The organism is Rhodocytophaga rosea (assembly GCF_010119975.1).
Lineage (GTDB): Bacteria > Bacteroidota > Bacteroidia > Cytophagales > 172606-1 > Rhodocytophaga > Rhodocytophaga rosea.
In genome coordinates, this window is record NZ_CP048222.1 from 4086740 (window position 1) to 4109101 (window position 22362).

Annotated in this window: 20 protein-coding genes; 10 read left to right on the forward strand and 10 right to left on the reverse strand. The window is 37.8% G+C overall.

From position 1 onward, the window contains the following. Nucleotides 1–249: 249 nt before the first annotated feature. Nucleotides 250–657: a hypothetical protein gene (locus GXP67_RS16905; protein ID WP_162444215.1), complete on the forward strand. Its 408-nt coding sequence runs from the start codon at nt 250–252 to the stop codon at nt 655–657. A 56-nt stretch (nt 658–713) separates the two neighbouring features. On the opposite strand, the gene GXP67_RS16910 is transcribed toward GXP67_RS16905, so the two are convergent. Both GXP67_RS16910 and ettA read right to left on the reverse strand, forming a co-directional pair. Then, on the reverse strand, nt 714–1187 hold the full coding sequence (locus tag GXP67_RS16910) for a DinB family protein (protein ID WP_162444216.1): 474 nt from the start codon (nt 1185–1187) through the stop codon (nt 714–716). 6 nt (nt 1188–1193) lie between these two features. Next, nucleotides 1194–2858: an energy-dependent translational throttle protein EttA gene (gene ettA, locus GXP67_RS16915; protein ID WP_162444217.1), complete on the reverse strand. Its 1665-nt coding sequence runs from the start codon at nt 2856–2858 to the stop codon at nt 1194–1196. Nucleotides 2859–3181: 323 nt separating this feature from the next. Here ettA and GXP67_RS16920 point away from each other — a divergent pair, with 323 nt between their 5' ends. The 3 genes from GXP67_RS16920 (at nt 3182) to GXP67_RS16930 (ending at nt 5630) form a co-directional block, all read left to right on the forward strand. Further along, nucleotides 3182–4477: a DUF349 domain-containing protein gene (locus GXP67_RS16920; RefSeq protein ID WP_162444218.1), complete on the forward strand. Its 1296-nt coding sequence runs from the start codon at nt 3182–3184 to the stop codon at nt 4475–4477. A gap of 200 nt (nt 4478–4677) precedes the next feature. Continuing rightward, on the forward strand, nt 4678–4899 hold the full coding sequence (locus GXP67_RS16925) for a DUF2795 domain-containing protein (protein ID WP_009284883.1): 222 nt from the start codon (nt 4678–4680) through the stop codon (nt 4897–4899). An 8-nt stretch (nt 4900–4907) separates the two neighbouring features. Then, nucleotides 4908–5630, forward strand: a complete 723-nt coding sequence (locus GXP67_RS16930) for an ABC transporter ATP-binding protein (RefSeq protein ID WP_162444219.1) — start codon at nt 4908–4910, stop codon at nt 5628–5630. A gap of 121 nt (nt 5631–5751) precedes the next feature. Here the strand turns inward: GXP67_RS16930 and GXP67_RS16935 are convergent, their stop codons facing one another. The 3 genes from GXP67_RS16935 to GXP67_RS16945 form a co-directional block, all read right to left on the reverse strand. Further along, entirely contained in the window at nt 5752–6234 is a 483-nt protein-coding gene (locus GXP67_RS16935) for a hypothetical protein (RefSeq protein ID WP_162444220.1), read from the reverse strand. 367 nt (nt 6235–6601) lie between these two features. Next, the gene (locus GXP67_RS16940; protein ID WP_162444221.1) at nt 6602–7501 is read right to left on the reverse strand and encodes a DUF58 domain-containing protein; all 900 of its coding nucleotides are present in this window, start codon (nt 7499–7501) and stop codon (nt 6602–6604) included. Between the two features lie 139 nt (nt 7502–7640). Next, nucleotides 7641–8396, reverse strand: a complete 756-nt coding sequence (locus GXP67_RS16945) for a septal ring lytic transglycosylase RlpA family protein (protein WP_162444222.1) — start codon at nt 8394–8396, stop codon at nt 7641–7643. A 232-nt stretch (nt 8397–8628) separates the two neighbouring features. On the opposite strand from GXP67_RS16945, the gene GXP67_RS16950 reads away from it, so the two are divergent. The 4 genes from GXP67_RS16950 (at nt 8629) to cas6 (ending at nt 12372) form a co-directional block, all read left to right on the forward strand. Further along, nucleotides 8629–8967 carry a DUF3276 family protein gene (locus GXP67_RS16950; protein WP_162444223.1) on the forward strand — a complete coding sequence of 113 codons (339 nt, stop codon included), beginning with the start codon at nt 8629–8631 and terminating at the stop codon, nt 8965–8967. A 211-nt stretch (nt 8968–9178) separates the two neighbouring features. Beyond that, a complete protein-coding gene (locus GXP67_RS16955) occupies nt 9179–10276 on the forward strand; it encodes an AI-2E family transporter (protein WP_162444224.1) in 1098 nt (365 codons plus the stop codon). A 58-nt stretch (nt 10277–10334) separates the two neighbouring features. Beyond that, entirely contained in the window at nt 10335–11432 is a 1098-nt protein-coding gene (gene ychF, locus GXP67_RS16960; RefSeq protein WP_162444225.1) for a redox-regulated ATPase YchF, read from the forward strand. Nucleotides 11433–11562: 130 nt separating this feature from the next. Continuing rightward, on the forward strand, nt 11563–12372 hold the full coding sequence (gene cas6 / locus GXP67_RS16965) for a CRISPR-associated endoribonuclease Cas6 (RefSeq protein WP_162444226.1): 810 nt from the start codon (nt 11563–11565) through the stop codon (nt 12370–12372). A 32-nt stretch (nt 12373–12404) separates the two neighbouring features. Here the strand turns inward: cas6 and GXP67_RS16970 are convergent, their stop codons facing one another. The 3 genes from GXP67_RS16970 to GXP67_RS16980 all read right to left on the reverse strand — a co-directional run bounded on the left by GXP67_RS16970 (nt 12405) and on the right by GXP67_RS16980 (nt 17049). After that, nucleotides 12405–13349, reverse strand: coding sequence for a mechanosensitive ion channel family protein (locus GXP67_RS16970; RefSeq protein WP_162444227.1), 945 nt, complete (start codon nt 13347–13349; stop codon nt 12405–12407). Nucleotides 13350–13706: 357 nt separating this feature from the next. Beyond that, nucleotides 13707–15044, reverse strand: a complete 1338-nt coding sequence (locus tag GXP67_RS16975) for a type IX secretion system plug protein (protein WP_162444228.1) — start codon at nt 15042–15044, stop codon at nt 13707–13709. Nucleotides 15045–15114: 70 nt separating this feature from the next. After that, the gene (locus tag GXP67_RS16980; protein WP_162444229.1) at nt 15115–17049 is read right to left on the reverse strand and encodes an ABC-F family ATP-binding cassette domain-containing protein; all 1935 of its coding nucleotides are present in this window, start codon (nt 17047–17049) and stop codon (nt 15115–15117) included. Between the two features lie 237 nt (nt 17050–17286). Between GXP67_RS16980 and GXP67_RS16985 the strand changes: the two genes are divergently transcribed. Next, complete coding sequence (locus GXP67_RS16985; RefSeq protein WP_162444230.1) at nt 17287–18918, forward strand: serine/threonine protein kinase; 1632 nt, start codon at nt 17287–17289, stop codon at nt 18916–18918. 153 nt (nt 18919–19071) lie between these two features. On the opposite strand, the gene GXP67_RS16990 is transcribed toward GXP67_RS16985, so the two are convergent. Beyond that, nucleotides 19072–20451, reverse strand: a complete 1380-nt coding sequence (locus tag GXP67_RS16990; protein WP_162444231.1) for an MFS transporter — start codon at nt 20449–20451, stop codon at nt 19072–19074. Between the two features lie 129 nt (nt 20452–20580). Between GXP67_RS16990 and GXP67_RS16995 the strand changes: the two genes are divergently transcribed. Beyond that, nucleotides 20581–21072: an Lrp/AsnC family transcriptional regulator gene (locus tag GXP67_RS16995; protein ID WP_232065248.1), complete on the forward strand. Its 492-nt coding sequence runs from the start codon at nt 20581–20583 to the stop codon at nt 21070–21072. Nucleotides 21073–21130: 58 nt separating this feature from the next. Here the strand turns inward: GXP67_RS16995 and GXP67_RS17000 are convergent, their stop codons facing one another. Further along, entirely contained in the window at nt 21131–22144 is a 1014-nt protein-coding gene (locus tag GXP67_RS17000) for a GDP-mannose 4,6-dehydratase (RefSeq protein ID WP_162444232.1), read from the reverse strand. Between the last annotated feature and the right edge of the window lie 218 nt (nt 22145–22362).

Here is a 22362-nt window from a genome sequence, read left to right on the forward strand (position 1 = left end):
ATTAAACTTACAAAAAGGGGAAGAGAGTGTTACATGAAAGCTATCTGTAGTCGGAAAGTGTAAAGTGAGATGATTTATAAAGGTATGGATGAGCCCTTCTTAGTGGTAATTACAGAAAGCTCAAGCTTACCAAAAGCTGATTAATTAATATTTGTATCTCTTTTAAGAGTAAAAATAAATATGCTATCAATTGCAACCTGAATGAGGAAACTATACTCTAATAGACGAAAGAAAAGTAAAACTCCAATTATGAAAAAGCTAAAATTAATATCTACCCTGATTGTAGCTGGATTGATTACAATGAGTATGGGATTTCCAACGGATCTGATGAATGGTAGGATTACAGATGAAAGCGAGAAAGAAAATTGTTTATTTGCAACGGTATCAAACGTAGTAGTAATGACAACAGTGGAATTTGGTAAAACAAATATGCGAAAAAAGCCTATACAAGAACTCCCTACTTTTCATGCTACAGAATATTCAGACATTACTGTAAAATTGTTTGATCCAAAAGGGTTGCTGATAATGACGCAGCAAATAAGTATGGATGATTTCTTAGCAAGTAATGAAAAATCATCTTTACCTAATGGAAGCACTTTTGTAATGTTCCACGAAAGTACTGCTTATTATTTCCTGGAAGCAGGCTTAATGAACTAAGTCTGCTTCCCAGGTAAAACAATTCAAAAAAATGATGCATCTACAAAAAAAGAAGCTTATACCTTCAGATGTTTTTTCAGTAGTGCAATTTGGCCTGTATGATATAAGTCATGCTGTATAATTCCATGTAGCAGTATATAAAAAGTGTATTGTCTTCCGTTAACTATATCCTCCAGACCTTTATCCTCCATCGTATTTATTGCCTGCAGTAATTGCTGTTGACTATTTTCAAGTGCCTGTAAATCTTCCTGCCAGTTGCTTTCATCTGCTACATCAATAAAAGGCCAATCCTGTTCAGCATTCAATATATCAAAAGATCTATCGCCTTCTATTTTTTGGAAAGCAAAATTGCGCCAGGCAGTCATGTGCCGCACGATTTCCCACATAGTATGAGTATCAGATAATATCCGCAGGGCAGCCTGCTGAGCGTTAATTCCTTGAAGCACTTGCTTTACAGGTTGCCCATGCCAGGGACTGCCTTCATAGGTTTCATGCAGTAAATGGCTAATCCTTAATATTTCAGCTTTCATAACTCTTTATACTAATTTCTTATAGCGAATCCGCTTAGGGCCTTCATCTCCAAGTCGTTTCTTCTTATTTTCCTCGTAATCACTAAAATTACCTTCATAGTAAAACACCTGCGAATCTCCTTCAAAGGCTAGAATATGAGTGGAAACCCGGTCCAGAAACCAGCGGTCGTGGGAAATAACTACTGCACAACCGGCAAAGTTTTCTAATGCTTCTTCCAGTGCTCGTAAGGTATTTACATCCAGATCATTGGTAGGTTCATCGAGCAGCAGCAAATTAGCTCCTTGTTTCAATGTCATGGCCAGGTGTACCCGGTTACGTTCTCCGCCAGATAAGGCACCCACTTTTTTCTCCTGGTCTGCTCCGCTAAAATTAAATTTACTTACATATGCCCGTGAATTTATCTGTTTTCCACCAAGCATCATTTGTTCGGTACCGCCAGATATGGTCTCAAATACAGATTTATTTGGATCTAAATTATTATGTTCCTGGTCTACATAAGCGATTTGCACTGTATCACCTACCTCAAAAGTACCAGCATCTGGTTTTATCCGCCCGGTAATCAAGTTAAATAAAGTTGTTTTACCGGCACCATTGGGGCCAATAATTCCGACAATACCGCCTTGAGGCAGAGAAAAATTCAGATTTTCATATAACAACTTGTCGCCATATGCCTTAGCTACTCCTTTTGCTTCAATTACTTTGCCTCCTAACCTTGGTCCTGCCGGAATGAATAATTCCAGCTTTTCTTCTCTTTGACGGGCATCTTCACCAAGTAATTTTTCATAAGCGCCAATACGGGCTTTGGATTTGGCCTGACGTGCTTTAGGCGCCATGCGCACCCATTCCAGTTCGCGCTGTAAGGTTTTCTGGCGCTTGGATTCTGACTTTTCTTCTTTTGCTAATCTTTGTTGTTTTTGTTCCAGCCAGGAAGAATAATTGCCCTTCCAGGGAATCCCTTCTCCCCGGTCTAATTCCAGTATCCAGCCAGCCACATTGTCCAGAAAATAGCGGTCGTGGGTTACCGCAATCACAGTTCCTTTATATTGCTTCAAATGTTGCTCCAGCCACAATACTGATTCCGCATCTAAGTGGTTGGTAGGTTCGTCCAGGAGCAATACATCAGGCTCCTGTAATAACAGACGGCATAAAGCCACCCGGCGTTTTTCACCACCCGAGAGAGTAGCAATTTTTGCATCAGCCGGCGGTGTACGCAAAGCATCCATCGCTTTTTCCAGACGATTGTCCAGTTCCCAGGCATTTTGCTGATCTAATTTTTCCTGTACTTCTGCTTGCCTGGCCAGTAACTTATCAAAATCAGCATCCGGGTCACCGAACTTTTCATTGATCTGCTCAAACTCCTTCAAGAGATTCACTATTTCCTGAACGCCTTCTTCTACGACCTCTTTCACTGTTTTATTGGGATCTAGTTTAGGCTCCTGTTCCAGAAATCCAACGGAATAGCCAGGAGAAAATACCACTTCTCCCTGATAGTTTTTGTCTACACCTGCAATGATGCGTAAAAGCGATGATTTTCCGGAGCCATTTAAGCCAAGCACCCCGATCTTGGCTCCATAAAAAAAGGATAAATAGATATTTTTTAAAACCTGTTTTTGCGGAGGATAGATTTTACTAACCCCGGCCATTGAAAATATGATGGTTTCGTTACTCATGTATATATATTATTAAGTATATTCGTTCACAAATATGGCAAAATTTATACTTAGGCGCTTTTTTTTAAAAACTAATTAATTAAAATTGTAAGCTGAAAAGGCAGATTCGTTTTATAAGATCCTTTACGGTAGTAACGGATATAATCTATTGTAAAATAACCCAATTACATGAAGGGGGAATTGTAAAGGATTTATTTTAATCAAACAGGCTTATGCAACAATAATTATTTACAAAATTATTTTTCCATTCCTGTTTTATATTTTAAATTTAGCATAGAAGTGAATTAATGCGAGTGATATCAAACAAACAACCTGCAAACATAATGGAAGAATTACAGTGGTCAGATGAATATGGTTACATACGTGAGGGGAAGGTGTATCTGCGCGGATTTATGGGTTATCCTGATCGTCAGATCGGAGAAGTCAAACAAAGCGAGGAAGCAAGTGTAGCTTATTTTAGAGACAGATTTGAAACTGCCCGGCAAAAAGTAGATGAATTGTACAGACTGGTAGACGAAGCACAAAACAAAGGTTCATACCTGATGAAATTGCTCCATCTCCGGCAGTATCTGATAGAATTTGATGGCCTGGGCGATTATCCGGCTCTGCTTCATAAGCTGGATGAGCTGGAAACTGAACTACGTAAGACAATTGTGGTAAACCGTGCCCGTAATCTTGAAATTAAGCAAGCATTACTACAAGAGGCAGAAACACTGGCCGGAAGTACCGATTGGAAAGAAACTACGGAGAAGTTTAAAGAACTGAAAGGAAAGTGGATAAAAACCGGCGCTGTAGACAAAGAATATGAAGAGGAGATAGAAAACAAATTCGATGGCATTGTAAACAGCTTTTTTGACCGGCGTAAGGCATTTTTTGAAGAGAAAAACCGAATCACCAAATTCCGGGTGGCTAAGTACGAAGATCTTGCCCGTCAGGCCATACAACTACAAGACTCTACAGAATGGGAATCTACTGCTGGTAAGTTCAAAAAATTGCAGGAGCAATGGAAAAAAGTGGGTAAAATTCCCAAAACCCATGCTGGTGACTTCTGGAATGACTTTAAGAAAGCCAACGATCATTTTTTTGAACTATACAAAAAAGCCAAAGGCATTTCCGGAACGTATGTTCGCCGGGTTGATCCTAAAAAACTGGCGCAGGAGAATCTTACCAATGAAGCTGAAACTCTGGTACAAAGCACAGATATTATAAAGGCGGCTGATCGGGCCAAGCAGTTGCTAATGGAATGGAAAAACATTGGTGTACTTCCAAAAATGCAGGATAGACAGCTTGCCGAACGTTTCCGCGCTGCCTGCGATAAAATATTTGAGTTGAATTACCTGATGCGTGTAGTAAAGCGGAAGCATTTCTTCTTTGAAAAAAAATCTATGGCTGATCAGTTACAGATAAAAATTACTATTATGAGTGATTTAATCCGTAAAGACAAAATGGAACTTGATACGTATGAAGGCAATGTGGATGGTATGAATATGATGAATAAGAGCCAGACCATGGATAAACTAGTGGTTTCCAAGTTGAATATTCAGAAACGGAAAATAAGTGTGAAAGAGCTGTTGCTAAATCAATTTAAAACAGAACTTGCTGCTTTGAGGCAGAAATAACTATTCAATAAGACCTGATTATAAGCCACTTGGCTAATATTTAAAAAATACTTTGTCAGATTATAAACAATTACTTTTTTTTTCGTTTAATGGAAATGTATTATTCTATAAACGAACCAGCATTCCATAAACCTGCATATTTTTATAGTATGTCTTTATTTGTGCATGAATTATTAATCAATTAAACAAGGAAAAAGCCTATGTATTGGACATTAGAGTTAGCCTCTTATTTAGAAGACGCCCCCTGGCCTGCTACCAAAGACGAATTGATTGACTATTCCATCCGTTCCGGTGCTCCATTAGAAGTAGTAGAGAATCTCCAAGAACTGGAAGATGATGGTCAACCCTATGAGAGTATTGAGGAAATCTGGCCAGATTATCCTACCAAAGATGATTTCTTTTTTAATGAGGATGAATACTAAGCTTAGCCTTGGCCTCTGTTGAAGTAAACAATATAGTTGCGGGTTATGGGGATAAGCTCCTGATCCGCAACTTGTCTTTTATAGGAGGTTCTCCTGTTTTTATAGCTATTATTGGCCATAATGGTTCTGGAAAAACTACTCTTTTTAAAGCATTAACTGCACAAATTGCCTTTACAGGTAGTATCCACATCTACAATCACACTATTAAGCCTGGCTCCGCTCCTGCTTCTAAGGGCTTGGTAGCCTTGTTAGCACAAAAAAATACCGTTAGTTTCTCAATTCCCGTAAAAGAGCTAGTAGTAATGGGACGCTTCCGCTTAAAGCGTTTCTTTGAAGCATATAATTCAACAGATTATAAAGAAGTCATCACTATATTAGACGAACTGGGAATGTCACATCTGGCTGAAAGAAATTTTTTGGAGTTATCCGGTGGCGAGCAGCAGATGATATGGTTAGCTCAACTGATGGTACAAGATGCCAGGGTATACTTACTGGATGAGCCCACTCAACAGTTAGATGTATATAATAAAAAACGAGTATTTGAACTGATGATGAGTTGGGTAAAAAATCATAATAAAACAGTGCTTTGTATCACCCATGATTTGCATTATTTAGAACAGATGGAGGGTTATTTGCTCAATTTGTCCGCTGTAAATCCAGTTCTGGAACCTATTAATCATTCTTCAGTGGAGAGAAATATTCAGTTGCTGGAAAACAAACAAAGTTTTTAAACAGTGCAGATTTATAGAAGTTTCAGTTTCTTCCCTTACCTATTGCTAAATCCTTTTAAAAAAAAAGCAACTGACATGCATGTCAGTTGCTTGAAAGAATAATTTATATTGAGGTAAAAATTTAACAGTTTACAGATTTAAGCCACTGAATTGCTTTATCTTCTGATCCAAACATCTGGGTTGTAAAAATGCTTTCCACTACTCCATCAAAACCTTCATCTGTCAGATAGGAAAAAAACTCTTCGGATACCAGAAAGGCATTATACTTTACACCAGTTTTTAATAATTTGGGAATATAATAGTCAGCAAGCCACTGGTTTACTCCATCAAAAAAACCATCCATTTTAGAGGTATCAGCCATAAGTTTGGTATAGCCTCCGGTTTTAATTAATTCGAATAAATGTCCATCGAAAATTTCTTTTACCTCTTCATCTGAAGCAACTCCAAGCCAACGGTGAATAGCAATTTTATTTGAAGCTTCTTTTGTATCGATAATATGAATGAGCTTACCATTCTTATTATAAGTTTCAACAAAGTTTCCCTTGTTATGAACGGATATACCTGTTTTTGTTGGATATGTTAAGCTGGTAAACGTATTCTCCATAGCTATACCTGGTATCTATTTTTAGTAGTGTGTACAACAAATATATATGGCACATCAATAGCTGTCAATAAACCTCCTCCCTATTGGCTACATGACTATGAATAATTCAAAAAAAGAAAGATGAATTATAACTGATTCACTAAAATTATTACACAAGTTTGCCTTGTTGCTTTGCAGAAAGCAGTAGGTTATTCAGCTAATTATCGTGTTTGTAAATATCACCGGAGATTATAATTAAGGCAACTTTCATAAGAAAGTTAAAAATCGAACTTATTTATAGGGAGTTTGAATCAGATAGATAAGGTAAAAGTTCTGATAAATTCTTACGGTATATAATTTTCCTCATTTATGAGGTATACATTACCTGTTATTTCATTTTTGCACGTTTGATTAAATAGGCATATAGAATTTGGTGAAATCCCTGCTGAATATCTGCCTCAATGAAATCAATTTTGTATTGTCCGCATTTAAGTTTGAGCTGATGATTATATTCCTGAATATACTGACGGTAATGTTGCTTAATCTGAGAAGCCTGAACTTTTACTTTTTCTCCGCTTTCCATGTCAATAAATTCATAAGGCCTGTCTTCAAAGTCAAAATCGGTTTCAGTTTTTTTATCAACTACATGGAATAACAAAACCTCATGCTGATTATGTTTCAGATGTTGTAATGCAGAAAAAAGAGCATCCGCCTGGGCTATATTCTCAAACATATCACTAAAAACAATAACCAGCGAGCGTTTATTGATTTTATCTGCCACCTGATGGATTACATCTGCTACCGCCGTTTTGCCACTGGGTTTGTCTTTTTTTAGTAAGTTTTCGAGGAGAAGAAACAGCTTATGCACATGCGTTGGTGTAGACCTGACAGGAGTATCTATTTCTATTTTTTCCGAGAAAGTGCAAAGCCCAATGGCATCTTTTTGACGTTGCAGCAAATGAGCAATACTGGCAGCAGCCATAATACTAAATGTGATTTTGCCTAAATTCTGCTGCGGGTAATACATAGAAGCGGATACATCCAGCAGTATCTGGCAGCGAAGATTAGTTTCTTCTTCGTAACGCTTGGTATAAAGCCTATCCGTTTTGCCAAAAACTTTCCAGTCGATGTGGCGGGTGCTTTCGCCGGTATTATATAAACGGTGTTCGGCAAATTCTACTGAAAAGCCATGAAAGGGAGATTTATGAAGACCTGTGATAAATCCTTCTACCAGCTGGCGGGCTAAAAATTCAATATTGCCAAACTCTCTGATTTGTTTTAATTCCATTGGGTGTTTGTAAGTAAAGCTACAAGATTAATGAAAGATACGAAATTGGGCTGTACTTTAGCCATTTCAATTCTATTTTAACCTGGCAGCTTATTTACTTAACGAAAACAGAGTTAGGCAGCATATACCCAGTAATAAATTAAAAGTGCTTTTTTATGAATCCTGAAAAGCCAAGTTTTTCAAGAGTATACTTATACTCCTGAGCCTGTATTTCATCTGAAAAAGAGCCGGCTAATACGCGGTGTACTTTTCCTCCGTTTTTCCATTCTACCTGGATATAAGCTTCTTTCACTTCGGCAGCTAATAATTCTTTACAAATCCCTTTTGCATTGTCGAGGTCAGCAAAAGAGGCTACTTGTATGCCATACCCGGATGGAAACCGTTCGGTGCCCCACTGGCTAAAGGTGTGCCCACTAGAAAAAGGAATAATGATTTTTTTGTCAGGATCAGGTGCAGGGGTTTTTATGGAGGGTTTATTTGCCTCGGTTACCTCTAGATTAGGCTTAGAAGTTAATGATGCATCTTCAGTTCCTACCACTTCGATATTTACTGTGGCGATACCAGATTGGATCATATCAATTTCCTGAGCGGCTGCTTTTGACATGTCCAGAATACGGGCTTTTATGTGTGGTCCGCGATCATTGATTCTTACAATGACCGATTTTCCGTTTTTTACATTGGTTACTTTTACCAGAGAGTTGAAAGCTAAGGTGAGGTGGGCAGCCGTGAGATCTTCGTTGGCAAATTTTTCTCCACTGGCAGTAGGACGGCCATCAAACTTGGCCGCGTAATAAGAAGCTTTCCCTTGTTGTGTATATCCGACCTGAGAAAAAAGTTTGGCCGGAAAAAGGCTCCAGAATAACCACAAAGCCACAAACAGGCAAGTGTATTTCATAAGCGAGAGATTTAATTTACGCTGAGTTTACATGAATTTATTATACTTTAAATTGCTAGTATATGAATTAAGATTTGATTTTACAAAATTTCCCCTTCCAGGAGAGGTTAAACCATAGCTATATGTTTGGTAATTTCCATGTCAAAAACCATTATTTTTTTTTAAAATCTTTTTTAAGTGCAAATCATTTTATAATTTTACTCTCAATCAAATCTAAAAAATTCTAAGGATTGTGGAAGAGAACAAAGAAAACGAAAAAGTAGAAATTTACTCAAAGCGAGTAAGAGCCGGGAAAAGAACGTATTTTTTTGATGTAAAATCTACACGTTCAAATGATTATTACTTAACCATTACGGAAAGTAAGAGACGTTTCAAAGATGAAACCTATGTGTATGAGAAACACAAGATTTTCCTCTACAAAGAAGATTTTGATAAGTTTATCGAGGCTCTTAAAGACACTGTAGATCACGTAAAGACAGATCTGATGCCTGAATTCGATTTTTCTCAGTTTGAGGACAAAGCAGAACCAACAGATGACAACAGCTCAGATAAGGATTTACGCTGGGAGTAACCTGACACATTCATTTCGATTGAAAAGCTCTTGACCACCTCAAGAGCTTTTTTAATATAATATAACTGCTGTATCTGAAACGTAATGAGTTGTAATTATTTGGTTTTAAATTCATAATCAACTGATAATAGTTTGGTTTCACTCTTCAGGTACCTGATTCGGTCATATTAGATTTTCGTTCATTTGACGCAGGATAAACTGCTTTAGAAATATGTTACCAAAACGGTACAAAAGTATAGCATATCTGGTATCTGGCTTTATTGCGCTCCTGTTGCTGGGATGGGTTTTTTCCAGTATAGTGCTGTATTTTGTCATTTCCCTGATTTTTGCGTCCATGTTACGACCCGTAACAGACTACGTGGGAAGCATCTATATTTTTCAAACGAAAATACCCAGAGTACTGGCTGTGTTGGTTTCATTTGTTTTGCTAATATCTGTTCTTACCTTATTTATCTTATTATTTATTCCGCTTATTTCAGAGCAAGTCCAGATTTTGAGTGAGGCAGACTTAGAATTATTACTTGACCAGTTCACAAGCAGCATTACCGGACTGGAAAAATTTCTGATTAATACATTGCATATCAGAAGAACACCAGGCTTTATGTCTGAAGCACTTCGGGATAATATTTTTTCTTTTTTTGAGTCTCTGGAGGTAAGTTATATCATAAACTTTACCATACAGTTTTCGGCTGCTTTTTTTGTATCTGTTCTGGCAGTTGTGTTTATTACTTTTTTCCTGCTCTACGAAAAAGGCATTCTCCGGCGAAATATTATACGGCTTATTCCAAATCAGTATTTTGAGCTTACCATTACTGCCCTGCATAAAATTGAAAAATTATTATCTAACTATTTACTTGGCTTACTGCTTCAGATTTTTTCTATTTTCAGCCTGACTGCCCTGGGACTCACCATTATCGGAATCAACTACGCTTTAACTATTGCTGTATTTGCTGCGCTTGTAAATGTGGTTCCCTATTTAGGACCTGTAATCGGAACAATATTCGCCGTAATTGTAGGAATTTCTACTACTTCTCTTCCGGAAACCGCAGATGCTTCTTTTATTTTAATGGTAAAAATATTGCTGGTATTTATTATTGTACATTTAATCGATAATCTTATTTCTCAGCCTCTCATCTTCTCAAAAAGCGTAAAAGCCCATCCGTTAGAGATTTTTGTTGCTATATTTGCAGGAGCAGCGCTGGCAGGCCCTGTCGGAATGATTGCTGCCATCCCGGTGTATACAGTACTGAGAGTATCTGTCAAAGAATTCCGGACCGGGTATAAACAATATCATATTTTTAAAGATTAAACAAACAGATTCAGGTTTTGAGCATACCTGCTTTAAAACTGATACAAAAAACTAACTCATGAGTCTCCAATGTGGAATTGTAGGATTGCCAAATGTGGGTAAATCCACTTTATTTAATGCACTGTCTAATGCTAAAGCTGAAGCTGCTAACTATCCTTTTTGTACCATCGAACCTAATGTAGGGGTAATTACTGTTCCCGATGAAAGATTACTGATCCTGGAAAACCTGGTAAATCCACAACGCGTACTTCCGGCTGTAATAGAATTTGTAGATATTGCCGGCCTGGTAAAAGGAGCCAGCAAAGGCGAAGGATTAGGAAATAAGTTTCTGGCAAATATACGCGAAGTAGATGCTGTTATTCATGTGGTGCGCTGTTTTGCAGATGATAATATTGTACACGTAGCTGGCGGTGTTGACCCTGTATTTGACAAAGAAGTAATTGATACCGAATTACAACTGAAAGACCTGGAATCTGTTGACAAAAAGATTGCTAAGGTAGAACGGACGGCTAAATCAGGCGATGCAAAGGCTAAAAAAGAGCTGAATACGTTACTGCAATACAAACAGGCACTTGAAAGCGGACAGAATGCCCGCAGCGTAGATGTATCCAAAGAAGATAAGGAAGCGATTGCCGACCTGCACTTACTTACCGTAAAACCTGTTATTTATGTAGCTAATGTAGATGAAGCCTCAATTCATACCGGCAATCAATACGTAGATGCATTAAGCAAAGCTGTACAATCCGAAAATGCACAGGTGATTATAGTTTGTGCTGCACTTGAATCGCAGATTGCTGAGATCGCTGACCCGGAAGAAAGGCAGATGTTTCTGGAAGAATACGGTTTAAAGGAATCAGGTTTGAGCAAATTAATTAAAGCTTCATATACCCTTCTGAATCTAATTACTTATTTTACAGCTGGCGAGAAAGAGGTAAGAGCCTGGACGATCAGGAAGGGTTTTAAAGCACCACAGGCAGCTGGCGTTATTCATACCGACTTTGAACGGGGTTTTATTAAAGCAGAGGTAATTAAATTAAAGGACTATCAGCAATATAAATCGGAGACTGCCTGCCGGGATGCAGGTAAAATCGCTATTGAAGGTAAAGAATATCTGGTGGAAGACGGAGATATTATGCATTTCCGCTTCAATGTGTAACGTGCGATTATTTCTTAAACAATTTAATATACTTGATGGTTAAGCTATTATTTAGGTTCAAAACATATAAATCTAGGGGATGATTTCTACAATCACCTCTTTCCATTTTTTAACATAAATATTGAAAGTCGTGAGGGTTAGAATCATTTTTTTATTAAAAAATAAAGGCGGATTTGTTCCTTTCCATCATCAGTTTCTACTGGCACAGTTAAAAGAGTCTATTCTAAAAGAGATAGATCAGAAATTTTCCTCGTTTACTGATTATAATTTTTCAGGTTTAAAAGGGCAAACCAAGATCAGTAAAAATGGGCTGCATTTCTATTCTAGCCGGGTTACGCTGGTCACGTCAAGCCCCAATGCTGTCTTTATCGACCAGTTTCTGCAACGTTTATTTGATTATAAGGAATTACAAGTGGGCAATCTGACACTGGAGCCAGAAAGTGTAGAAACAGAACTACCTCCTCTATTTGGAGATGCATTAAAATGCGTTTGTATTTCGCCAATTGTGCTTACAGAACCAGCATCCAATGATTTGCTTGCCAAGAAGTTTGTTTCTCCCGATTCGGATGTATTTTCGGATTTACTCTATGATTCTACCATGAGCCGGATGGAAAAATCAGGAAGTTATACTGCGGAACAGATTTCTTCTTTTTACCGGTTCCAGATCATTCCAGACAAAGATTACCTGAATAAGATAAAAGAGGGAGAAAAGAAGTTTGCAAGAATATATCCTGTTTTTCAGAAAGAACAGAAGATAGAGGTGAGAGGCTATACCTTCCCATTTAATTTATATGCTGCTCCTGAAGTACAAGCATTTATTTTTAACTCCGGCCTGGGCACATTTACATACAAAGGATTCGGTATGCTGGATATAGCTAATGCAGATACTCATCGCAAAACAGCCGTTTACCAGTTTATTACTGCAGACCGGATGAGTTAGCCGGAAGTGCATAGGTAAATTCTTGTACTGCTTTATTCTCTTATACTCAGCCGTTGTTCCCTTTCAAGCCTTGTTAATTTTTCCTTGTTACTGATAAAGTTAAGAATGTACAGGGAGGCATTTTGCTTAGCCTCTCTTTCCAGTTCACTGGAATGCTTTACAAGTGTAAAATGTAGTTTCATATACACCGCTTCCCGGCTAATATGATCAATACATAGTTCTATACTTTCCTGATGAATAACTTTAGAAAAGGTGCGTAAATGACTCTTCAGGTATACTTCCATCTCTTGTAAACAGGCAGCCTGGTCTTTAGCCATCTCAAATTCAATCGTTACTTTATTGACGCTGTGTTTGGTATAATTCACTACATCCGTTGCAAAAACCGCATTATTCGGAATAAAGATCAAATCATCGTCTTCATTGAGCAAGTGCACGTTGATTAGGGTAATATTGATAACTTTGCCCTTTTGCGAACCAATTTTTACATCGTCATTGATAGATAACTGATTAGAAAACATGATGATCATCCCATTAATCATATTGGATATATAATCTTTGGATAATAAAGCTATGGCAGCGGCTACGATGCTGATTGAAGTAAGAAATTCGATAATGTTATATTCAAACAGAACAAAGATCGATATGATCAAGGCAAAGAATGAAAGGATATCAGCAATCTTATTGATGCCGATTACAAAATTATCTTTAAAATTTTCAGGCCGGTTATTTTGCTTTAAATACCAGTAAGCAATCAGCAAGCGGCTCAAGGAGATAATCAGATTGGTAGGTACAAAGAAAAAGAAGGTTTTAAACAGCCTGCGGACGACTCCATCCGTGTGTTTCATCAAGGAAAACTGCATTCCCAGATAAACAAGCCCGGCAAATAAAAGGAGTTTTAATACAAAATACAGCCTTTTCTTATTCTCTTCAGCCGTGATTTTCTCAATATTAAATTTAATGATCCGATTGCTGGTCATGGTTTGTAGAAGCTGATTTTTCTAGGATTATGATTGTAGAAAATACATGTAGAAAAACATCAAAAAAAGCAGTAAAATCAATTAATTGAAAATTTTATGTATGAAGGCATCTAAGTCCACATGTAATATTTATATCACCTCACATACGGAATATCTTATACACTTAAATTCTCTGTTTCGGCTATGTTACAAGGAGATACTCATGCAGTATAACTGCTGCTTAAAAAATATAATTTAATTTTTTCAGGTTTTGAGGATTTTATGAAAACATGTTCAGAAGATGAAAGGTGCACTTTTAAATCAAATGGTTCAATGCGGAAACTATCCTAATGTTGATATAAAAATTGCTCTATTTTTTCAATGGCGGCTGTTATGACGAATTAATTCGTATCCGATGATCATGTCAGCACGGGAACCGACCGGGCGGTAGTATACAATAATTTCGTAATGATTTTCAGTATTGAAATGGGAACCTTCAAAATAGGTTTCATTTACTTTGCTCTCCGGACTGGCTTGCAATACATACAGGTAATTGTAGTACCCTTGTTTTAAAAGATACGTTCCGTTATATGACTGGCTGGCTTCATCATATTTGAGCAGCGTAGCCTGGCTAGGTGTCCAATTCATAAAACTACCCCACAGATGCACATTTCCGGGAGCCTGTTCAGGCGTACGCAGCTTAAAATGTACCTCCACATAATCTGCTTCTGTAGCACCCCGGCTGGTTTCATAATTATCAATTACAAACCTCCCGTTCAGATCTACAGTCTGGCTGTATGATTCGCGGGCACGGGGTTTATCTGGCAATAAAAGTACCTGTGTACTGTCTTCCGTAGGCGTGATCTTGCCCATATTCATGCCCAGGAACCGGATGCTGCGCATATCAAAAAAACGATACTCATTCCCACCAGTAAAGCTATTTTCCAAATTAAAATGATTGTATTCCAGTGAAGTAAGATCCTCTTTAACAGAAGTAGGCGTAAGATTGGTAATGGCATTATTCCACTTATAGTTTTGCCGGATAGCTACTTTTACCGTTTGCCGGGGATTGGTAATGGGATAGTTTGGATATTGAATGGCAAATTCGAGTTGCTGATTCTGTAATCTTTCCTGAATTCCTGAAGATGGCCTTACGGCAGATTTAATACTCACTCTATTCTCGAACACAATAAACCGCTTGGTAAGAATAATATCTTTTACATTGCCTTCCCGGTATATCATCAGCACATAATTTCCCGGCAGTTTTACTTTCGGAACTTCAAAAGAATAATGTGAATACGTAATTTTCGTATTAAAAGAAACTTGTGGGGAATTGAAAAGAAAGTCGTTAAAATCGGCCAGAAAATCCATATCGTTGAGAAGTGAAACCGACCAGTCGGCATTACAATGAAATAACCTGGCCCGGAAATTTTGCGTACCACTACCCAGCTGGTCAAACTCAAGCAGCAAAGGTGAAGCTTGATTAATTGGAATTACTGGCGGCTCCAGCACAGCGGCTACCAGATCTGTTTGCGGCGAAGGTTTGGGATAGAGTAATACGGTTTTTATGTTGTCCTCATAAACGGAATCGATACTACGGAATTTCTTATCTGCATAATACGAACCGCTTGACGTAGTTGAACCTCCTTGTTGTGAAATAGGTACACAGGCAGTAATAAAAGCCAGTAATACAAAGTAATATGCAATTTGTTTCATCAGATTCTGTTTAACCAGGCTTATACCATTAAAGCGTACCATCACCACCCTATTTACAGAGAGTAGTTTCCTAACCTGTTATTTTCTTTTCCCATTCTTCCGCTTCCAGCAAAGCATACTCCCAGTCTTGCTGGGCTTCTTCTAAGGCAGTATTCAGTTTTTTGTAGGCGGTATTTACCTCTTCCAGCCGCTGGTTATTGGTATAAATACTTGGATCTGCCAGCTCTTTTTCGGCCACTGCTTTTTTTGCCTCCAGTTCGTTAATAAGTTTTTCTATCTCTTCCACCCGTTGGGAAACCTTTTTCAGATTTCTTTCAAACTCCATTTTTTCGTTTTCAGTATACGCAGGTTTCTTTTCTTTTGGTTTTTCTTTGGCTACCGGCTGGGCTGCCTCAGCTTTTCCACTCTTAATCCGTTCACTTTGCCAGATTTCATACTCATCGAATGTGCCTGGATATTCTTTAATCTGATGATTTTCAATGTACCAGATTTTATTAGCTACATGCGAGATAAAATGCCGGTCGTGCGATACAATTACATAACTGCCTTCATATTGCTGCAATGCCTGAATGAGAATATTTACCGATTGCATATCCAGGTGGTTGGTGGGCTCATCAAGCAATAAGAAGTTGGCTTCCGAAATAAGTGTTCTGGCCAGAGCTACCCTTGATTTTTCTCCGCCTGATAATACTTTGATCTTTTTAAAAACTTCATCATTGGAAAACAGGAAACATCCCAGGACACTTCGTAATTCCATTTCTGTTTTCTCACTACCAGCCTGTTTCAATTCGTCTAACAGCGTATTTTCAATATTCAGCGACTCGAGCTGGTGCTGGGCATAGAATGAAAAATTAACGTTATATCCCAGCCTTCTTTCCCCTTTAATGGTTTCGGTTCCGGCAATAATGCGCAGTAAGGTAGATTTACCTTTTCCATTGGCTCCAATCAACGCTATTTTATCGCCCCGCTCAATTACGGCATGGGTATTCTCCAGAATTACTTTTTCGCTATATGCCTTCGATACATGCTCCAGGTGCATAATAAACCGACCAGTTTGTTGCTTAAAGTTGAAACGGAAGTTTACCTTGGCTGCTTCATCAATTATATCATCTATCAGATCCATGCGATCAAGCGATTTAATGCGGGATTGCACTTGCCTGGCTTTGGTGGCTTTAGAGCGGAACCGTTCAATAAATCGTTCGGTTTGCCGGATTTTAGCCTGCTGGTTTTCGTAGGCACCTTTCTGGATTTCATTGCGTAAGGCCTTTTCCTCCTGGAAGAATGTATAATTTCCGGAATATATATTCAACTTCTGCTGAGCCACTTCTACAATCATATTCACGGTATTATCCAGAAACTGCCGGTCGTGCGATACAACAATAATGGCACCCTCATAATTATTCAGGTAGTTTTCTATCCACTGAATGGAAGGCAAATCCAGGTGGTTGGTCGGCTCATCGAGCATCAGCAACGAAGGTTTCTGCAAGAGCAGTTTTGCCAGCATCACCCGCATACGCCATCCTCCGGAAAACTCCCTGAGCGGACGTTGCAAATCTTCCGTATTGAAACCTAATCCTTCCAGAATCTCTTCTGCTTTAGATTGTATCGTATACCCACCCAATATTTCAAATTCCTCCTGCAGCCGGGTGAGTTTATCTACCATAGCGTCCTGGTAATTGGTTTCCATCTGATGCAGAATTTTGTCAATCTGCTTTTGAAGGGCATTTTCCCGTTCAAAAGCCTGCATAGCCACTGTTAGAATATTCTCACTGCTCTGATAGGAAAGCAAATCCTGGTTGAGAAAGCCGATGGTACATTCTCCGCTTTTGGAGATAGTGCCTTCATCTGGCTGATATTCACCTACGATCAGGCGGAGTAAGGTAGATTTTCCGGTTCCATTGGCTCCGATTAATCCAATGCGATCTTTGGGTTTGATATGAAGATTGGCATTTTCGTAAAGGGGACGGCTGCCAAAATAGAATGATAAATTATTGATAGAAAGCATGGCACAAAGATACAAAAAAGGCAATTGTTTTAAGGCAGATTTTATATCATCTCACTTTATGCTTGCAGGATAAATACAAATGATTTATATTTACTAGAGGTTCCGCCTATAACAATCAGGCACATCATAAAGTTGAATCGCCCTCTTCTTTTATTTTTTGATTCTCCTCTATCTAACATCAAAAATAAGAAATCGTATAAGGGGAAACAGCATAAAATCTACTTCATAAATCGTATTATGAGTAAGCAAATACTACATTACCAGTTAGAAAAATTAGTGGGAGAAGGGGTAACGGGAGCAATATATCAGGCTGTAGATGTTACTTCCGGGAGCAGGGCATTTGTCAGAAAGATTCATCCCTATTTAATCCAGAGTACACCAGTTATACAAAATCTGGAAAAGCAGTTCGATACCCTGGCAAGCTTGCAGCATCCTGGGATTGCAAAAATATATGCTTATACCATTCAGGAGGAACAATTATATATTGTCAGCGAATATGCAGAAGGCACCAGGCTTTCAGAGATCATTCATTCGAAAAATGAATCTTTTTCCGAGGAAAGAATATGGAATCTGTTCTTGCAAATATTACAGGTATTCAGTTATGCCCATTCTAAAAATGTATGTCATCACAGTATTACCCCAGATTGTATTCTGGTAGATGCGGATGACCAGGTTAAAATACTTGGATTTGGATTAGCAGATTTATTCACTGATGCTGAAAGTGGCCTGCCTGTACCAGACATAAAATTTGGAAATATAAACTATCAAAGTCCGGAACAAGTATATGGTAAACCTGCCGACTCCCGGAGTGATATTTACAGTTTGGGTGTTATTCTGTTTGAACTGATAACCCGGCAGCATCCTTATCCGCCAGTGCTCTCTGCCTATGAGATTCAAACTAAAATTACGAAAGATGCCCTTCCACTAATCAAGTTGTATACCCCTGATTTTTCTCAGAGCTATCAGATGCAGGGCATTATTGATAAGGCAACCGCTAAAAGTCTGGTATATCGGTTCCAGGATTGCAGTAAAATACAGGTGCAGTTGCAGGAAGAAAAAGATGAGCGGGAAGCTTCGATTCTTTCTCAAATTATGCAGCAGGTAGCAGGTAACTCTGAAGCTAATTTTCAAATGGATGAAAATTCTACCATCGAGCTGGCCAGAAAAAAAACATATTGGAAAATAGTTGCCCAGGCTTTCCTGATGATTGCTTTTTTAGCAACAGCTTCGGTTTTCACCGGTACATTTATTAATCTATCAGGTGAAACTTCACTAGCCAATGCAGCAGATACGGAATCTGACACCAGTTCAGTAATGGTTCAAGAATCTGCTTCAACACCAGTTCTTTCTAAAAATACTCCTTTACCAGATTCACAGGCTACTACTAATAAAGTGAATCCTTTATCTGAAGGATCTAAACAACCAATGTCTAAAGAAACAGCAGGAGAAAATGAAATTGCAAGTGCAAGTACAGCTGTAATTCCAGAAAAACAGGCCAGAATATATACGGCTAATGAGTTACAAATCCGCTTAAACCATTTTTATGAAGCGCTCCGCTCTAAGAATATTAATCAGGTGGAGGGTTACTATGCCTCTACACTTACCCGTTTTTTTAATGAATATGCGATAGAACAAGAGCAGTTGCAGGAATTATTGGAACGAGCGTGGGATCGTACGCCTGAAGATAAATATGACATACTTTGGGATACTTTCCGGTATTACCGGGACGAAAAAGGGAATTATATTATGGATTTTTACATGAATTATCATTACCGCCCAGAGGAAAGAACCACCTGGAAAATGGAAAAAAAATATACTATGATTAAGATGGATAAGAACTTACGGATCTATTATATGGATAATGAGTAGACTTAATGCTGTCTGCTTCAATATTTTCTTATCACTATAATAACTACGCCTGTTTACTCATTTTTGTCAAGTTTTCGGGGTTAATAATAACTTAAGTTAAATATACTATTGTTCTACAAACCATCAGCAAGTCTACTATTTAATAAACATTTTTTATAGTAGAATCTTTTTTTCAAGTTGGCTTTTATGCTGAATAGTTAATAAGCACCCTATCCCCACACAGGCAAATACGCTAAGCACCATTGCAGGTACTACTGTAACAAATTCACTTACAAGGGGAAGTTGAATTGCCAGAGATAATAGAGATAAACCCAGTCCTGCTCCCAAGAAATGAGCTGTGGTTGCCACACTTGAAACAACCCCATGATGTTGTACCGGAGTCCCTTGAATAGATAGCATAACCAGACTTGTAAAACAAATGGCTATGCCAAAACCTGAAATACACGCTACAGATACCAGAATCAAAACGAAATCATACTGAAGAGTTGTTGCAATAATAAGCATTACCGTACCTGCCAACATACATACCATGCCAATAATTGCAGTAATATGAACATTTGTATATTTTAATAACTTGGGCGTAAGTATTTTTGCAACAATTGCAGATAATAAACTGAACGGAAAGAGTATAAGTCCTGCTCTTGCGGCGCTTATATGCATATGTTGCTGAAGTACCAGAGATATCACAAATAAATAACCCGTAAAGATCGCACCTAGTAAGGCAATCACCACATTCGTTGTAATAATAGTTGAATTGCTGAATAGTGCCATGTCAATGAGTGGTTCTTTGTGTCTGGAGAGCCTGCGAATAAGCAGCCAGCTGCTTAGACAAATAGCTACTAATAGCATAATAAGCAAAGTGTAATTTTTAGCATAATTGCCCAGTTCGTGAACAAAATAGGAAATCATTGTCAGTGTAGTGGTGAGTAGCAATCCGGAGAACAGATCGAGTGATGTTTTGTAGGATGTTTTCACATCTGAATCAATGTATAGATATGCCATAAGGATTGTTAAAGCGATAACTGGTACATTTATAAAGAAAACCCATTGCCAGCCCCAGTAAGTGGCGATTATTCCACCTATAGAAAGTCCGCTCCCTGATCCAATTGCAGCAAATGAACTAAAAATCCCCAATGCTTTGCTCCTTTCCTGTTTTTCAGTAAATGTATTGGTAATAATCGATAAGGCTGAAGGCATCATTAGGGCTGCTGCCAATCCTTGTATAGCCCGGAATATAGCTAATAATTCAAACGAGGAAGATAAGCCAGCGCCTAGCGAAGTGAACAAAAATAAAGTGCATCCGCTTATAAATATTATTTTTCTGCCGATCACATCTGATGCCTTGCCGCCAAGAATTAAAAAGCCTCCATATACCAAAACATAGAGTGTCTGTACCCACTGGACTGTATCGGCTGTTAGCCCATATTCTACCTGTACCAGTGGCATAGCCAGATTGATAATGGCAATATCCAAAGCCTCAAAAAATATTCCTGTAGAGGTAGTAATTAATATCAGATTTTTATTTGAAATCATTAGAAGTATAGAATAATTTTCTACACAAACTTATATCGTTATATATTAATAGTAAAAATTTCCGAAATTTTAGAATAATTTTCTATTTAATTAGTATTATATAGAACAAATATAAAACCTATCAGAATTATGAATTCAGAAATAGAACAAAGTAAAAATCTACCTATGTTTTTAGACACAAAAGATTTAGAAATCCTACGTTTGCTTCAGGTAAATGCAAAACTTACTGTTAGAGAGATTGCTTCAAAGATTCATTTGAGTTCAACACCCGTTCATGAGAGAATTAAGCGGATGGAGAAAAATGGGGTAATTCAACAATATGCAGCCTTAGTCGATCACCGCCTGGTGAATAAGGGAATTATGGTCATCTGCCAGGTTTCATTAAAAGAACATGACAAAAAAATGGCTCAATTGTTTATTAATGCTGTTCTTCAGTTTAAAGAAGTAATTGAGTGTTATAATATTTCCGGAGAATTTGATTTTATGCTTAAAATCGTAACTGAAAGTATGGACAGTTATCACCAGTTTTTTGTAAATCAACTAAGTGAAGTAAAAGGAATTGGACAGACAAAAAGTATTTTTGTGATGAATGTAGTAAAACAAACCCACCAGATTCTGTAAAGTAATTGGTTTGATTTTTTCGCTATTTAAAACCTTTTTTCCCGAGTACCAGAAATTCTTATATCCCTGCTTTACTCTGCGAAGCAAAGGATTGGGATAAATTCCACTCCAGCCACTGCATTTCATCTTCAATCAACGTATGAATCAAGGCATCGGTATTCAGATTATATTCCCATCCCAGCTCTTTTTTTGCTTTGGTATTATCTCCATAAATAACAGGCAGATCTAAAGGCCTCAATAAGCCGGGATTAATGCTTACATATTTCTCTACATCCAGGTTAAGTTGCTGGAATACCTTATGGATAAAACTTTCCAGGCTTACTGCTTCGCCTGAACAAATAATATAATCTCCCGGAACATCATCTTGAAGCATTAGCCACATAGCTTCTACATATTTAGGAGCATATCCCCAATCACGTTTAATGGCAAGATTTCCCAATTGCAAGTGTGCCGGAAGTCCATTTTTTATCCGGACCGCATTATTAATCACTTTCTTAATTACGTAATTTTCCCCTCTCAATGCAGATTCATGGTTAAACAAAATACCACAGGCTGTAAACATACCATACGCCTCCCGGTAATTAACCGATAGCCAGTGAGCAGAGGCTTTAGAAACACCATAAGGACTTACCGGGTGAAAAATAAGGCTCTCCTTAATAGGCAGATTTTCTTCTTTTATATAGCCAAACATTTCACTGCTGGAAGCCTGATAAAATTTAATTCGGCTGTTTATCTTCCGGATAGATTCCAGAAAATTGGCTACACTCGTGGTATTATACTCCAATGTATCAATCGGATTATCAAACGATGATCCTACCGAGCTTTGAGCGGCCAAGTTATATATCTCGTCAGGCTCAAACTTTTCAATTACCCTGCTTACCCTTGATAAATCCAGTAAGTTGAGTTCAATTAAGTGTACTTTCTCTGCAATCTGCAGATATTCCAGGTTTTTTACATTGCAATTGAGTAAATCACGGCTCAAGCCAATCACTTGATATCCTTTTTCAAGAAGTAATTTTGCCAGATAGGCACCATCCTGCCCGGTAATACCTGTTATTATAGCGGTTTTCATGAATTTCTGTAATTTTTGGTAATTATGATTCTTTATTAAACACTCCCTCTGATCAATATTTTTTCTTTATAACAGTAGAATAAGCGGTCTTTCAAGAAAATAGACATTCCGGCTTATACATAGTTTAATTTGCAATAATCAAAGATAAAATATTCATAGGATAATATATGATTTTGGTACAATAAAACCATATATTAATCGAAAATAAGAGAGAGTTG